General features: G+C 59.0%; 15 protein-coding genes, 1 tRNA gene and 1 riboswitch. Of the genes, 10 read left to right on the forward strand and 6 right to left on the reverse strand.

Annotated elements, in window-relative coordinates; genetic code table 11:
* Window positions 1-147: 147 nt before the first annotated feature.
* From rpsR to rpsF, 3 genes are read right to left on the reverse strand one after another with little or no spacing between them, the layout of a single operon-like run.
* Window positions 148-420 (reverse strand): 30S ribosomal protein S18, encoded by a 273-nt coding sequence (rpsR, locus tag ACOYIE_RS04740; RefSeq protein ID WP_031473842.1) that lies wholly within the window; start codon window positions 418-420, stop codon window positions 148-150.
* An 18-nt stretch (window positions 421-438) separates the two neighbouring features.
* The gene (locus tag ACOYIE_RS04745; RefSeq protein WP_433411000.1) at window positions 439-924 is read right to left on the reverse strand and encodes a single-stranded DNA-binding protein; all 486 of its coding nucleotides are present in this window, start codon (window positions 922-924) and stop codon (window positions 439-441) included.
* 15 nt (window positions 925-939) lie between these two features.
* Window positions 940-1236: a 30S ribosomal protein S6 gene (gene rpsF, locus ACOYIE_RS04750; RefSeq protein ID WP_433411001.1), complete on the reverse strand. Its 297-nt coding sequence runs from the start codon at window positions 1234-1236 to the stop codon at window positions 940-942.
* A 293-nt stretch (window positions 1237-1529) separates the two neighbouring features.
* Here rpsF and ACOYIE_RS04755 point away from each other — a divergent pair.
* From ACOYIE_RS04755 to ACOYIE_RS04785, 7 genes are all read left to right on the forward strand, one after another.
* Window positions 1530-1605, forward strand: a tRNA-Thr gene (locus ACOYIE_RS04755).
* A 140-nt stretch (window positions 1606-1745) separates the two neighbouring features.
* Window positions 1746-1952, forward strand: a riboswitch (cobalamin riboswitch).
* A 181-nt stretch (window positions 1953-2133) separates the two neighbouring features.
* The gene (locus ACOYIE_RS04760; RefSeq protein WP_433411002.1) at window positions 2134-3129 is read left to right on the forward strand and encodes a sirohydrochlorin cobaltochelatase; all 996 of its coding nucleotides are present in this window, start codon (window positions 2134-2136) and stop codon (window positions 3127-3129) included.
* A gap of 27 nt (window positions 3130-3156) precedes the next feature.
* Window positions 3157-4059, forward strand: a complete 903-nt coding sequence (locus ACOYIE_RS04765) for a hypothetical protein (RefSeq protein ID WP_433411003.1) — start codon at window positions 3157-3159, stop codon at window positions 4057-4059.
* Between the two features lie 4 nt (window positions 4060-4063).
* Complete coding sequence (locus tag ACOYIE_RS04770) at window positions 4064-5206, forward strand: ABC transporter substrate-binding protein (RefSeq protein WP_433411004.1); 1143 nt, start codon at window positions 4064-4066, stop codon at window positions 5204-5206.
* A 12-nt stretch (window positions 5207-5218) separates the two neighbouring features.
* Window positions 5219-6238 carry a FecCD family ABC transporter permease gene (locus ACOYIE_RS04775; protein WP_433411005.1) on the forward strand — a complete coding sequence of 340 codons (1020 nt, stop codon included), beginning with the start codon at window positions 5219-5221 and terminating at the stop codon, window positions 6236-6238.
* 13 nt (window positions 6239-6251) lie between these two features.
* Window positions 6252-7379 carry an ABC transporter ATP-binding protein gene (locus tag ACOYIE_RS04780; protein ID WP_433411006.1) on the forward strand — a complete coding sequence of 376 codons (1128 nt, stop codon included), beginning with the start codon at window positions 6252-6254 and terminating at the stop codon, window positions 7377-7379.
* Window positions 7380-7578: 199 nt separating this feature from the next.
* The gene (locus tag ACOYIE_RS04785) at window positions 7579-8145 is read left to right on the forward strand and encodes a manganese efflux pump MntP (protein WP_433411007.1); all 567 of its coding nucleotides are present in this window, start codon (window positions 7579-7581) and stop codon (window positions 8143-8145) included.
* Window positions 8146-8188: 43 nt separating this feature from the next.
* On the opposite strand, the gene ACOYIE_RS04790 is transcribed toward ACOYIE_RS04785, so the two are convergent.
* From ACOYIE_RS04790 to ACOYIE_RS04800, 3 genes are all read right to left on the reverse strand, one after another.
* Complete coding sequence (locus tag ACOYIE_RS04790) at window positions 8189-8968, reverse strand: ABC transporter ATP-binding protein (protein ID WP_433411008.1); 780 nt, start codon at window positions 8966-8968, stop codon at window positions 8189-8191.
* Window positions 8961-9830 (reverse strand): ABC transporter permease, encoded by an 870-nt coding sequence (locus ACOYIE_RS04795; RefSeq protein ID WP_433411013.1) that lies wholly within the window; start codon window positions 9828-9830, stop codon window positions 8961-8963. Before ACOYIE_RS04795 ends, ACOYIE_RS04790 begins: the two co-directional genes overlap by 8 nt.
* Before the next feature lie 217 nt (window positions 9831-10047).
* The gene (locus tag ACOYIE_RS04800) at window positions 10048-11064 is read right to left on the reverse strand and encodes an ABC transporter substrate-binding protein (RefSeq protein WP_433411009.1); all 1017 of its coding nucleotides are present in this window, start codon (window positions 11062-11064) and stop codon (window positions 10048-10050) included.
* 250 nt (window positions 11065-11314) lie between these two features.
* Between ACOYIE_RS04800 and ACOYIE_RS04805 the strand changes: the two genes are divergently transcribed.
* From ACOYIE_RS04805 to ACOYIE_RS04815, 3 genes are all read left to right on the forward strand, one after another.
* Window positions 11315-11716: a CBS domain-containing protein gene (locus tag ACOYIE_RS04805; protein WP_433411010.1), complete on the forward strand. Its 402-nt coding sequence runs from the start codon at window positions 11315-11317 to the stop codon at window positions 11714-11716.
* A gap of 14 nt (window positions 11717-11730) precedes the next feature.
* Entirely contained in the window at window positions 11731-12750 is a 1020-nt protein-coding gene (locus ACOYIE_RS04810; protein ID WP_433411011.1) for a hypothetical protein, read from the forward strand.
* Window positions 12751-12819: 69 nt separating this feature from the next.
* Complete coding sequence (locus ACOYIE_RS04815) at window positions 12820-13497, forward strand: PspA/IM30 family protein (protein ID WP_433411012.1); 678 nt, start codon at window positions 12820-12822, stop codon at window positions 13495-13497.
* Window positions 13498-13568 lie beyond the last annotated feature (71 nt).

Raw genomic sequence — 13568 nt, forward strand, 5'->3', positions numbered from 1 at the left:
GACGGCGCGGTAAAGCAGAAATAAGCCGTGCAAAACAGCAAAAGGGACGCTTGTGTGCGTCCCTTTTTTGCAGGCAAAAACAGCCATAAAAAAGAAAACCGTCTTTCCGAAGAAAGACGGTTTTTTGTATCCTGTAAAAACGAAAACTTACTCAGCCGTGTAGGGCAGCAGAGCGATGTGACGGGCGCGCTTGATCGCCTCGGTCAGCTGGCGCTGATGATGCGCGCAGGTACCGGTCATACGGCGGGGCAGAATCTTGCCGCGCTCAGACATGTACTTGCGGAGCTTGCCAGCATCCTTATAGTCAACATGCTCGACTTTATCAACACAGAAAGCGCAAACCTTGCGGCGGCGACGGCCGCGCTGCGGGCGCTCTGCACGCTCCGGACGGGGCGTGAATTCCTTCTTGGTTTCTTCCATTGTCGCGTTACCTCCTTGTTAGAATGGGACATCGCCGTCGTCGTCAGCCAGCTCGGCAAAATCCGAACCGCCCGAAGGCAGGTCAAATGCCGGAGCAACCTGGGACGCGGCAGGCTCGGGCCGCATCTGCGAACCGTTATCATAGCCGTAGCCGCCTGCATAGCCGCCGTTTGATTCGCGGGACTTTTTGGTCTCGCCAAAGGAGACTTCGTCGCAGTTGACTTCAATCGCCGTGCGATTGTTGCCGTTCTGGTCCTGCCAGCGGCGGGACTGAATACGGCCGACTACGATGGCCAGCATACCCTTTTGGAACCACTGTGCAACAAACTCCGCCTGACGGCCCCATGCGACGCAGTCGATGAAGTCGGTCTGGCGTTCGCCGTTCGGGCCTTTGCGGTCGCGGTCGATCGCAAGGGAGAACGAGCACACAGCCATGTTCGATTGGGTGTGGCGCAATTCGGGATCGCGGGTCAAACGACCCATCAGAATTGCCTTGTTGAGCATTGGTCGTTCACCGCCTTAGTCGTCCAGGCAGACGATAAGCGAACGCATTACGCCGTCCGTGATCTTGTAGATACGGTCCAGCTCGGCCGGGAAAGCCGGTGCGGACTCAAAGCGGATGAGCGTGTAAACGCCTTCCGTGAGGTCCTCAATCGGGTACGCCAGACGGCGCTTGCCCCAATCCTCGACTTCTACGTTCGTGCCGTTTGCCTCGACGAGCGACTTGAACTTGTCCACAACAGCGGTAGCCGCTGCCTCTTCCAGCGTGAGGTTGACAATGAAGATCGTCTCGTACTTGCCAGTGATCTTTGCCATAACTTTAGCACCTCCTTTTGGACTTTTGGCCCACATCCCCTGATGTGAGCAAGGATACCTTATTATTATACCGGATGAAAAGAAAAAGTCAAGGAAAAGTTGAAAAAAAGATTGACTAAATCTTAAAACCGTGTTACAATAACAAGGCTGACAATAAAATCTGCTTGCGTGGCTTCGTTGGTAGCCCGTAGGCCGCTGACCTTGTTCCCGCGCCGTGCGCGGATCAAATGAGCGAAGCAGCGCCGCGCCGGAAAAGCGCGGGGTGCAGCATTTTGGTTAAATTCAGCTTATGTGCTTGCGTGGCTCAGTTGGTAGAGCAGCGCATTCGTAATGCGCAGGTCGCCGGTTCGAGTCCGGCCGCAAGCTCCAAAAGCCCTTCCGGAAACGGAAGGGCTTTTTGTTGTCTATGGCAAAAGAAAACAAGCGACATGCTGCGCAGGCTTTCAAAATCCCATCCCAAAAAAGATTGCATTCCGCCTTCCGTCGTGATAGAATAACGGCATAAGTAGCAATTGAATAAAGCAGTCGGTGCCGCTCCATCCTTTGGGGTGCGGGCGGATAATAGGGAAACAGGTGAAAGGCCTGTACGATCTCGTCACTGTATGCGGAAAGCGCGCGGCCGGTGCCCCAAAAGGGCAGGCCACTGGCGAAAGCTGGGAAGGCGGCGGCGCGCAAAAACCGCGAGTCAGGAGACCTGCCGGCGGCTGGTACGGGAATACTGCGGTATTCCGGATCACGAGGAATTGATTGTACCGTTTGCTTGTAAACGCTGTTTACAGGTTTGTTTATCGTGGTCATCTTCGGATGACCTTTTTATTTCCGTACCTGGAAGGATGCTGCGCTGAAAACAGGCACAGGGTATATGCCCTGACCGCAGATTGACAGGAGGAAATCATCATGAAAACAAAAAAACTGCTTGCCGCTTTGACGGCTGCCGCGATGGCGGCGATGCTGCTTACCGCCTGCGGGACGGAAAAACAGGATACGCCCGCGCAAACCCCTTCGGAGGACGCCGCCGGCACGCAGGCCGACGCAGCGGAGGACGAGGAAAATTACGACACCGGCGACGCTTCGCTGGACGACCCGCTCAATGCGGACGGCATTGGGGAGGACGAGCTGCTGGTCGTCAGCTTTGGCACCAGCTACAATGACAGCCGCCGCCTGACCATCGGCGCGATGGAGCAGGCCGTGCAGGCCGCTTTTCCGGATTTTTCGGTGCGGCGGGCCTTTACCAGCCAGATCATCATTGACCATGTCAAAAGCCGCGACGGAGTGGAGATTGACAATGTGCGTCAGGCGCTCGACCGCGCGGTGGAAAACGGCGTCAAGCGGCTGGTGGTGCAGCCCACGCACCTGATGGACGGCCTGGAGTACAACGATCTGGTCGAAGAAGTCGCCCAGTATGCGGACGCCTTTGAGGCGCTGTCAGTCGGCAAGCCGCTGCTGACCACGGACGCGGATTTTGAGACGGTTGCCGCCGCCCTCGCGGAAGCGACTGCCTCGTATGACGACGGCAAAACCGCCGTTTGCTTTATGGGACACGGAACCGAAGCCGCCTCCAACGCGGTTTATGCAAAAATGCAGCAGGTGATGACCGACGCGGGCTATCAGAACTGCTTTGTCGGCACCGTAGAGGCGGCCCCCACGGTGGAGGATGTGCTGAAACTGGTGCAGGCCGGCGAATATGAGCGCGTGGTGCTGCGGCCGATGATGATTGTTGCGGGCGACCACGCAAACAACGATATGGCGGGCGACGAGCCGGATTCGTGGAAGAGCATTTTTGAAAACGCAGGGTATGAGGTCGAGTGCGTTGTCAGCGGCATGGGCGAACTGAAGGCGGTGCAGGATTTGCTGGTGGCGCATGCGCAGCAGGCTGCTGCGGCGCTTGGATAACAGAAAAAAAGAAAACGAAAGGCATGGATGACAATGTGGAAAAAATCATTGCCGCTGCTGGCAGCGCTGCTGCTGCTGACGGGCTGCGGCGCGGAGCAAACGGCGGATACGGCAAAGGACGGTCAGACGGACGGCGCGGCGCAGACCGGTCAGGTGGCTGACGCGGGCCAGATGGCCGATGTGCAGGATGTGGTGGAAGAAGGCATGACGCCCATTGCGGGCAGCGCGCTCAAGGACGGCGTGTATTCCGTTACGGTGGATTCCAGTTCTTCCATGTTCAATGTGGAAGCGTGCGAGCTGACCGTGGAAAACGGCAGCATGACGGCTGTGATGCACATGGGCGGCACGGGCTACCTGAAGGTGTTTATGGGTACGGGCGAGCAGGCCGCGGCAGCGGACGAGGCCGCCTGCATTCCGTTTGCCGAGCAGGAGGATGGCACGCATACCTTTACGGTGCCGGTTGAGGCGCTGGATACGGGCATTCCCTGCGCGGCGTTCAGCAAGAAAAAGCAGCTCTGGTATGACCGCACGCTGGTTTTCCGTTCGGATTCGCTTTCAGCGGAGGCTTTTGCGGAGGATGTGCTGACAACGGCCGCCAGCCTTGGTCTGGAGGATGGCGCGTATACGGTTTCGGTCACGCTTGCCGGCGGTTCGGGTAAGGCGAGCGTACAGTCTCCGGCGCCGCTGCGTGTGGAAAACGGCGCGGCATACGCCACGGTAATATGGAGCAGCCCCAACTATGATTATATGAAGGTGGACGGGCAAAAGCTGCTGCCCCTCAGCACAGAGGGCGGCGCGGTGTTTGAGATACCGGTTTCCTCCTTTGACCGCGCGCTGACCGTCCATGCCGATACAACGGCGATGAGCACCCCGCATGAAATCGAATATACGCTGTGTTTTGACAGCGCTTCCATTGAAAAGGCGGCCTGACGGCGTGCGCAGAGGGATGATTTGCGCGGCGCTGGCCGCGCTGCTGCTCGGCCTTGCGGGCTGCGGCGGCGGGCAGGCGGCAGACGGCGCCGCGGGCCCCTCGTGGGACAGCCTGACGGTCGAGCGCAGCATGGAGCTGCATTATGCAGAGCAGTTTTCGGTGGAATATCTGACGGACGGCTACAAAAAGATCGTCATTGGGGACGAGCAGTATCTGACCGTGCCGGAAAACGCGCCCGTTCCCGCCGGCCTGCCGGACGGGATGACCGTATTGCAGCAGCCGCTTGACCATATTTACTTGGTGGCCACCTCGGCAATGGACCTGCTGCGCGAGCTGGACGCGCTGGACGCCGTCGCCCTTTCGGGCACGGAGGCGGACAACTGGTATATTGACGAAGCGCGGCAGGCGATGGAAAACGGCAGCATGCTGTATGCCGGCAAGTACAGCGCGCCGGACTATGAGCTGATATTGGAAGAGGGCTGCGACCTGGCGGTGGAATCGACCATGATTTACCACACGCCGGAGGTCATGGAACAGCTGGAGCGGCTGGGTGTGCCCGTGCTGGTTGAGCGCTCAAGCTATGAGAGCCATCCGCTGGGACGGATGGAGTGGCTCCGGCTGTATGCCGCGCTGCTGGACAGGGAGGAGCAGGCGGAAACGTATTTTGATGCGATGCTGCAAACGCTTGCGCCCATTCTGGAGCAGCCGGGCACGGGCAAAACGGCGGCCTTTTTCTATATCACCTCTTCGGGCGCGGTCAATGTGCGCCGCCCAGGGGATTACGTTGCCAAGGCCATCGCGCTGGCAGGCGGGGTATATGCTTTGAACGATTTGCCGTTTGAGGAGAGCGCGCTTTCCACGGTGAATATGCAGATGGAAGCGTTTTATCAGAGTGTGCGGGACGCAGACGTGCTGATTTACAACAGTGCCATTGACGGCGGCCTGCAAACGCTGGACGAGCTGCTGGAAAAAAGCCCCGTGCTGCGCGATTGCCGCGCGGTGCGGCAGGGCAATGTATGGTGTACGGAAAAAAACCTGTTCCAGCAGAGCCTGGGGCTGGGCGCGCTGATTACGGATTTGCACACTGTTTTCACGCAGGAGCAGCCGGACGAGCGGGCGCTGACGTATCTGCGCCGCCTGTCATAAGAGGGGAGAGCCATGAACAAATCATCGAATGCAAGATATGGAGCGGTTTTTGTACTGCTGACCGTATTGGTGGCGGTGCTGGCCGTTTGCAGCGTGGCGGCGGGCAGCGCGGCCGGTCTGTCCGCCGGGGACGCGCTGCGCATGCTGTTTTGCGCGCCGGACGGCAGCACAGCATACAGCATCGTATGGGGCATTCGTCTGCCGCGCACGCTGGCCGCCCTGATTCTGGGCGGCGCGCTGTCGGTTTCGGGCTTTCTGCTGCAAACGTTTTTTGCCAACCCCATTGCAGGCCCGTTTGTGCTCGGCATTTCGTCGGGCGCCAAACTGACCGTATCGCTGACGATGGTGTTCGCGCTCAGCCGCGGCCTGGCTTCGGGCTCGGCGGTGCTGATCGCCGCCGCCTTTGTGGGCGCGCTGCTGTCCATGGGGGTGATTCTGCTGCTGGCGCCGCGGGCGCAAAAAGCGTCCATGCTGGTGGTGTGCGGCGTGATGATTGGCTATATCTGCTCGGCGGTAACTGATTTTGTCGTCACCTTTGCGGAGGATTCCAATATTGTAAACCTGCACAACTGGTCGCAGGGCAGCTTTTCCGGCCTGTATTGGGACAGCGTGGGCGTGGTGGCCGTTGTTGTCAGCGCGGCGCTGGTGCTGACTTTTCTGCTTTCCAAGCAGATCGGCGCCTACCAGATGGGCGAAACCTATGCGCAGAACATGGGCGTCAACATCCGGATGTTCCGGTTGGCGCTCATTTTGCTGTCCAGCGTGCTGAGCGCCTGCGTTACGGCCTTTGCCGGACCGGTTTCCTTTGTGGGCATCGCGGCGCCGCATCTGATGAAAAGCCTGCTGCACACGGCAAAGTCGATTTTGCTCATTCCGGCCTGCTTTCTGGGCGGCGCGGCGTTTTGCCTGCTGTGCGATCTGATTGCGCGCACGGCCTTTGCGCCCACGGAGATGAGCATCAGCTCGGTCACGGCGGTGCTGGGCGCGCCGATTGTGATTTATATTATGGTGCGCCGCCGCCAGCAGGCGTAAGGGGGAGATGGATATGCCGGAGGCTTTTTTGCGAACAGAGGATATGGCTGTCGGTTATGACGGCCACGCGCTGATTGAGCACATCTGTCTGACCCTGCAAAAGGGAGAAATTCTGACGCTCATCGGCCCGAACGGGGCGGGCAAATCGACCATTTTGAAAAGCATTATCCGCCAGCTGCGGCTGCTGGGCGGCGCGGTTTATCTGGACGGCCGCCCGATGGCGAAAATGGACGCGATGAGCGTGGCCAGAAAAATGTCCATCCTGATGACCGAGCGGATACGGCCCGAGCTGATGACCTGCTGGGATGTCGTCAGCACGGGGCGGTATCCGTATACGGGACGGCTGGGTCTGCTCTCGGCCGAGGACAGGCGGCAGACCGAACAGGCGCTGCGGCTGGTGCATGCGGAAGCGCTTGCCTGCTGCAGCTTTGCCGAGCTGAGCGACGGCCAGCGCCAGCGGATTCTGCTTGCGCGGGCAATCTGTCAGCAGCCGGAGGTCATCGTGCTGGATGAACCGACCTCCTTTCTGGATATCCGGTACAAGCTGGAGCTGCTGGAAATTTTAAAGGATATGGTGCGCGCGCGCGGTCTGGCGGTCATTTTATCCATGCATGAGCTGGATCTGGCGCAGCGGATTTCCGACCGCGTGGTCTGCGTCAGCGGCAGCGCGATTGAGCGCTGCGGCCCGCCGGAGGAGATTTTCACGGCCGATTACATCATGCAGCTGTACGGCGCGCAGCGCGGCAGCTATAATGCGGATTTTGGCTGCCTGGAGCTGACGCGCGTATCCGGCGCGCCCGAGGTGTTCGTCATCGGCGGCGGGGGCGGCGGCATTCCGGTTTACCGCCGTTTGCAGCGGCAGGGCGTGCCCTTTGCGGCGGGCGTGCTACACAAAAACGATTTGGACTATCCGGTTGCGGCGGCGCTGGCCGCGGAAGTGGTGGCGGAAGCGCCCTTTGCGCCGGTGAGCGACGCGGCCTTTGACCGCGCGGCGGCCTGCATGCGCGGGTGCCGGCGGGTGATCTGCTGCGCGGCGGCCTTTGGCCCGATGAACGAGCGCAACCGCGCCCTGGCTGCGCTGGCGCGGCAAAACGGCTGGCTGGAAGAAGATGCGGCGCTGCCGGACGGGCGGTTCTCTTGACAGGCCGCGCCGCATATGGTATGATTGGGCACAATAAGGGAGTAGTCGGCGCGGCGTATCCCGTCCGCGCGGCAGGGCCAACATGCTGGGGGAGCGTTTCCCTCTGGCCCCGCATGAAATGACGAGACTTATCTGTATGCGGCAGATGGGTCTCGCTTTTTTATGCCCGCCTGCCGCCGGAGGAACAGGAGGACGGAAAATGAGCATATGGGAGCTTTTCATCATTGCGGTCGGTCTGTCGATGGATGCGTTTGCGGTTTCAATCTGCAAGGGGCTGAGCGTGCAGCGGCTGCGGCCGCGGCATGCGCTGCTGACCGGCCTGTGGTTCGGCGGTTTTCAGGCGCTGATGCCGGCGCTGGGTTTTGCGCTGGGCGTGCGCTTTCAGGCGTTCATCACCAGCGTGGACCACTGGATCGCCTTTGTGCTGCTCGGCCTGATTGGCCTGAACATGCTGCGCGAAGCCCGCGGGCAGGACGATGGGGACGCGATGAGCGATTCCTTTTCCGCGCGCGCCATGCTGCCGCTGGCGGTGGCCACCAGCATTGACGCGCTGGCCGTCGGCGTGACGTTTGCATTCTTGCGGGTGAACATTGTGCCGGCTGTGTGCTTCATCGGCGTGACGACGTTTGCGCTGTCGTGCGCGGGGGTCAAGGTGGGCAACGTGTTCGGTGAAAAGTACAAGGCGCGGGCGGAATACTTCGGCGGCGCGGTGCTGATTTTGATGGGTACGAAGATTCTGCTGGAGCATTTGGGCATTTTGGGCTGAAACAGAAAAAAAGGACGCCTTGTGGCGTCCTTTTTGTTTTCGGTTATTCGGAGAGCAGCATGCGGTCGTTTTCGATGTTGAACTTTTCCAGCAGGTCGCGCACGGTCAGGTGCTTCTTTTCCTCGCCGCTGATATCAACCACCACGCGGCCGGCGTCCATCATAATCAGGCGGTTGCCGTACTGGATGGCGTTTTTCATGTTGTGCGTTACCATCAGCGTGGTCAGATTGTCCCGCGCAACGATTTCTTCGGTAAGCTGCAATACCTTATCCGCCGTTTTGGGGTCAAGCGCGGCGGTATGCTCGTCCAGCAGCAGCAGATCGGGCTTTTGCAGCGTGGCCATCAGCAGGGTCAGCGCCTGGCGCTGGCCGCCGGAAAGCAGACCGACCTTGCTGGTCATGCGGTCCTCCAGCCCCAGGCCGAGGGTGGCGAGCTTTTCGCGGTAAATCTTGCGCTCCTCATTGGTGATGCCGCTGCCCAGTCCGCGCGAGCGGCCGCGGCGGTAAGCCAGGGCAAGGTTTTCCTCAATGCCCATGGTAGCGGCCGTGCCCATCATGGGGTCCTGGAACACGCGGCCGAGAAAACGCGCGCGCTTGTGCTCGGGCAGGCCCGTCAGGTTGAAGCCGTTTAAGCGGATGAGGCCCTCGTCCACCGGAAATACGCCGGCGATCAGGTTGAGCATGGTGGATTTGCCTGCGCCGTTGCCGCCGATGACCGTGACAAAGTCGCCGTTGTTCAGCGTCAGGTTCAGGTTGTCAATCGCCCGCTTTTCGTTCACTGTGCCGGCGTTGAAGGTTTTATACAGTCCCTTGAGTTCAAGCATTGCGGCCATCCTCCTTCTGCGCGGTTTTTTTAGCGTGGCCGCGGAAATACTTGCTCTTCCAGTACGGCACGGCCAGGAAGATGGCTACGACGATTGCGGAGAGCAGCTTGAGCAGGTTGGCGTCCAGACCGAGCTGGATGACGACCTGAATGACGACATAGTAGATGATGGAGCCGAGCACAACCGACAGCAGGCGCAGCGCAAAATTGCGGAAGATGCGGCTGAACACCGCTTCGCCGATGATGCAGGCAGCCAGGCCGATGACAATGGCGCCGCGGCCCATGGAAACATCCGCAAAGCCCTGATACTGGCTGAGCAGCGCGCCGGAAAAGGCGACCAGACCGTTGGACAGCATCAGGCCGAGGACCGTGTTAAAGTCCGTATTGATGCCCTGCGCGCGGCTCATGTTGGGGTTGGCGCCTGTTGCACGGATGGAGCAGCCGCGCGAGGTGCCGAAGAACCAGTACAGCAGCGCAATCAGGACGACAACAAGAATGCTGACCGTGATGAGCGGATTGTGCAGCGCGGCTTCCTTGACCCAGCGCAGCGAAATCAGCAGGTCATATTTATCCACATTGATGGACTGATTTGCTTTGCCCATGATTTTCAGGTTGATGGAATAGAGCGAAAGCTGCGTCAGAATACCGGCAAGGATGGCCGGTATGCCCATAAAGGTGTGAAACAGGCCGGTGACAAGGCCGGTCACCAGGCCGGCAAGCAGCGCCGCGAACATGGCTGTCCACACGTTGAAGCCCAGCATCATCATGACGATGCAGACCGCGCCGCCCGTGCCGAGCGAGCCGTCAACCGTCAGGTCGGCCACGTCCAGAATCCGGTAAGTGATGTACACGCCAATTGCCATAATGCCCCAGATGAGGCCCTGCGCAACCGCTCCGGGCAGCGCGCCCGGCACGGTGGCAAGCCGCGCAAGCAGATTTGAAATCACAACAAGTCCCCCAGTAAAACGAATGAAGTAAAACAATATAAAAAAATTATAGCAAAAAACAGCGGAAAAAGGAAGTACTTTTCCGCTGCATTTTGCAGTTGGTTATGCTCCGGCATGCGGAGCGCAAGGCGGTTTACGCCTCAATTTCCACATAGCCTTCGGGTGCGGTCAGACCCAGCTCGTCGCAGATGGTCTTGTTGTATTTCTTGGTAGCGGGCGCATATTCGATCGCCATGGTCGAAATATCCGCTTCGCCGGTCAGAATCTTGGCGGCCATTTCGCCCGTGGTGCGGCCCAGGTCTTCATAGCTGATGGAAAGCGTGGCAACGCCGCAGCCCTTGCAGATGCCTTCCTCACCGGCGATGACCGGAACCTTGGCCGGACGGCAGATGTTGTCAATAATGCCGCTGTTGTTGGCGCAGGTGTTGTCGGTCGGCACATAGAGCACGTCGCTCGCTTCCGCGGCGGTGGTGCAGACGGCGGAAAGGTCGTTGGATTCAGAGAAGGCATACAGCGTGCAGGTGTAGCCCAGCTTTTCCAGCTCCGCCTTGACTACGTCCACCTGGTACTGGGAGTTCGGCTCGGCCGAGCAGTACAGCAGGCCGACGTTTTTGGCGTCCGGGAACCACTCCTGCAGCATGGCGGCCTGCTGGTCCAGCGGGGCCAGGTCCGAAGTGCCCGAAATGTTGCCGCCTACCGTGCCGGAGAAGTCGGAAATCTCCAGCGCGACGCCGTACTCGGTGACCGAGGTGCCGAGAATCGGAATATCGCCGGTTGCCGCGGCGGCCGCCTGCAAAGCGGGCGTCGCGTTGGCCATGATCAGGTCAACACCGCTGGAAACATAGCCGTTGACAATGGTAGAGCAGGTGTTGGAATCGTTCTGCGCGTTATTGAACTCAAAGGAAACCGCGTCGCCGAGCGCCTCGGTCAGCGCATCCTGAAAGCCCTTGGTCGCCGCGTCCAGCGCGTCATGCTCGACAAGCTGCACAATGCCGACCTTGTAGGTTTCACCGGCGTCTGCCGCACCGTCTGTCTGTCCGGCATCCGCGTCCGGCGCACCGGTCTGGCTGTCGTCTCCGGAGCCGCCGCAGGCGGTCATGGTCAGGGCCATTGCGCCGGCCATCAGCGCGGCGAGTAATCTTTTTTTCATGTTAATAACCTCTTTTCTGCAAAAAAAGATGCGTGCGAGAGAAGCTGAGTTCTGCTCACTTTTACAGTTTAGCAGTTAAAAACGCAGACGTCAAGTACAGCCGGATATTTTTTTCAGCCGCCGCAAAACCGGCCGTCAGATTTTACAAGAAGCAACAAATGAATTGCAAATAAATTGTTAAACATGATGGGAAACGGTTGACCCAAATCCGGACACAGCGTACAATAAATAAAGCGAAGGAGGAGGAGCAATGAATATATCCTTTTTTCTCAAGCCCAAGGTGGAAGTAAAGTACTTACAGGATGACTGCTCTGTGCAGCAGGCGCTTGCGGATATGCTGGAAAGCGGCTTTACGGCCGTACCGGTGATTGATAAAACAGGGCGTTATATCGGCACCATCGGAGAAGGAGACTTTCTCCGGCTGCTGATGCGCACCCCGGCAGAAAAGGCGGCCGCCATGCCGGTTGGGCAGGTGCGGCGTCGGGTGACGCACCGCACGGTCAGCATGGACGCCTCGATGGAGGGGCTGGTTGAGCTGGTGACCGACCAGAACTTTGTGCCGGTTGTGGACGGACGCGGCATGTTCTGCGGCATTATTACACGGCACGATGTCATAAAATATATGACCGGCATCTGGAAAGCGAAAACATAAAAAGGGGGAAAATAATGGGCAGATCAGGCGGCGGCGGAAGCGGCGGAGGAGGCGGCTTCGGCGGTGGATTTTCCGGCGGAGGGCGCTCTTCCGGCGGATTTTCCGGTGGAGGCGGCCGCAGCGGCGGCCGTTCGTCCGGCGGCAGTTTCGGCGGTTTCCGCGGCGGATATTACGGCGGCTTCCGCACAGGACCGATTATCATCAACAACACGCGCCGGTATTCGGGCGGCGGCGGGGGCAACAACGGCAACCAGGGCAATAACGGCGGCGGAAACGGGAACAGCTCGGGCTGCGGCACGCTGGTTGCAATTGCCGCGGTGATTTTGATTTTTGTGGTTGCGCTCAACATGCTGATGGGCGGCGGAGGCGGCGGCGGAAGCATACAGAAATCCACCGTGGAGCGGGAAAAACTGCCGGCCGCAGCGGTGATGGAGACCGCGTATTTCACCGACCAGGACGGCGGCTGGTTTTCCAATAAAGCGGAACTGGAAAACGGCCTGAAGCGATTCTATAAAGAGACGGGCGTGCAGCCTTATGTATATGTGCTGCCCAACGGGACGACCACCTCCGTGCAGGAGCTGACCGCACAGGCTGAGCAGCTGTATGGGCAGCTGTTTCAGGACGAGGGCCATTTTCTGCTGGTTTTCTGCGATGACAACCACGGTTCGTACAACTGCGGATATACAGTGGGCAGTCAGGCCAAGACCGTGATGGACAGCGAAGCCATTGCCATTCTGGCCGATTACCTGGACCGGTATTACAACGATTATTCCATCAGCGAAGAGGAGATTTTTTCGCTGACGTTTGAAAAGACGGGCGAGCGCATTATGACCGTGACAAAATCGCCGGTTGTGCCGGTGGCGGTTTGTGCCGCGGTGGTGATTGTGGCGGTGCTGGTGTTTGTGACGCTGAAAAAGCGGCGCGAGCAGCGCGAACGCGAGCAAAAGCGCGCGGAAGAGATTCTCAAGACCCCGCTGGAGAAGTTTGAGGATCAGGAGGTTGAGGATCTGGCAAAGAAATATGAGGATAAGTAGGCAGGAATGGTAAGATTTGGCGCCGCACATGAACAAAAATAAATATTTTGATAGAGAAGGAGAATAAAAATGGGCATTTTGGAGCGTTTTAGCGACATTATCAGGGCAAACATCAACGATTTGCTGGACAAGGCCGAGGACCCCGCCAAGATGATTGACCAGTATCTGCGCGATTTGACGGAGAATCTGGCTGAAGTCAAGAAGGAAACGGCGGGCGTGATGGCGGAGGAGACGCGCGCCAAGCGTATGCTGGAGGACAATGCCGCGGATATGGAAAAATACAGCGGTCTGGCCCGCAAAGCGCTTTCTGCCGGCAATGAGGGGGATGCGCGCACCTTCCTTACCAAAAAGCAGCAGCTGTCGGAAAAGGCGGTTTCCCTGCAGGCAACCTATGACGCTGCGCATGCCAACGCGCAGAAGATGCGCGAAATGCATGATAAGCTGGTGAGCGATATTGAAACGCTCAATGCCCGCCGTGAAATGATTAAGGCCAAGGTGGCCGTGGCCAAAACGCAGCAGAAGGTGAACAAGTTCTCATCCGGTGCGGACAAAGCGGCGGGCGCAATGGACGCCTTCAGCCGCATGGAAGCCAAAGCGGATGCGATGCTGGACCAGGCCAACGCCATGGCCGCGCTGAACGAAAAGCCGGTTGACGAGGCCGCCGAGCTGGAAAAGAAATACGGCAGCGCCGCGCCGGACGCAGTGGATGACGAGCTGGCGAAGCTCAAGGCGGAGATGGGTTTGTAAGAAAACGCATTCCTGTAAACAGCATCTGCGCGATTAACAGAAAAAAAGACAGAAAAACAGCCGCCCCTGCG

This window comes from Agathobaculum sp. (genome assembly GCF_050946325.1).
In the GTDB taxonomy this organism is placed as follows: domain Bacteria; phylum Bacillota; class Clostridia; order Oscillospirales; family Butyricicoccaceae; genus Agathobaculum.

Excerpts from the sequence above, each read along its gene's own strand:
- ACOYIE_RS04760 (WP_433411002.1), top strand. The coding sequence starts at position 2,134 with ATGAAAACAAAAAAACTGCTTGCCGCTTTGACGGCTGCCGCGATGGCG.
- ACOYIE_RS04765 (WP_433411003.1), top strand. The coding sequence starts at position 3,157 with ATGACAATGTGGAAAAAATCATTGCCGCTGCTGGCAGCGCTGCTGCTG.
- rpsF (WP_433411001.1), bottom strand. The coding sequence starts at position 1,236 with ATGGCAAAGATCACTGGCAAGTACGAGACGATCTTCATTGTCAACCTC.
- ACOYIE_RS04795 (WP_433411013.1), bottom strand. The coding sequence starts at position 9,830 with ATGGCAATTGGCGTGTACATCACTTACCGGATTCTGGACGTGGCCGAC.
- rpsR (WP_031473842.1), bottom strand. The coding sequence starts at position 420 with ATGGAAGAAACCAAGAAGGAATTCACGCCCCGTCCGGAGCGTGCAGAG.
- ACOYIE_RS04815 (WP_433411012.1), top strand. The coding sequence starts at position 12,820 with ATGGGCATTTTGGAGCGTTTTAGCGACATTATCAGGGCAAACATCAAC.
- ACOYIE_RS04775 (WP_433411005.1), top strand. The coding sequence starts at position 5,219 with ATGAACAAATCATCGAATGCAAGATATGGAGCGGTTTTTGTACTGCTG.
- ACOYIE_RS04780 (WP_433411006.1), top strand. The coding sequence starts at position 6,252 with ATGCCGGAGGCTTTTTTGCGAACAGAGGATATGGCTGTCGGTTATGAC.
- ACOYIE_RS04800 (WP_433411009.1), bottom strand. The coding sequence starts at position 11,064 with ATGAAAAAAAGATTACTCGCCGCGCTGATGGCCGGCGCAATGGCCCTG.
- ACOYIE_RS04785 (WP_433411007.1), top strand. The coding sequence starts at position 7,579 with ATGAGCATATGGGAGCTTTTCATCATTGCGGTCGGTCTGTCGATGGAT.
- ACOYIE_RS04805 (WP_433411010.1), top strand. The coding sequence starts at position 11,315 with ATGAATATATCCTTTTTTCTCAAGCCCAAGGTGGAAGTAAAGTACTTA.
- ACOYIE_RS04790 (WP_433411008.1), bottom strand. The coding sequence starts at position 8,968 with ATGCTTGAACTCAAGGGACTGTATAAAACCTTCAACGCCGGCACAGTG.
- ACOYIE_RS04745 (WP_433411000.1), bottom strand. The coding sequence starts at position 924 with ATGCTCAACAAGGCAATTCTGATGGGTCGTTTGACCCGCGATCCCGAA.
- ACOYIE_RS04810 (WP_433411011.1), top strand. The coding sequence starts at position 11,731 with ATGGGCAGATCAGGCGGCGGCGGAAGCGGCGGAGGAGGCGGCTTCGGC.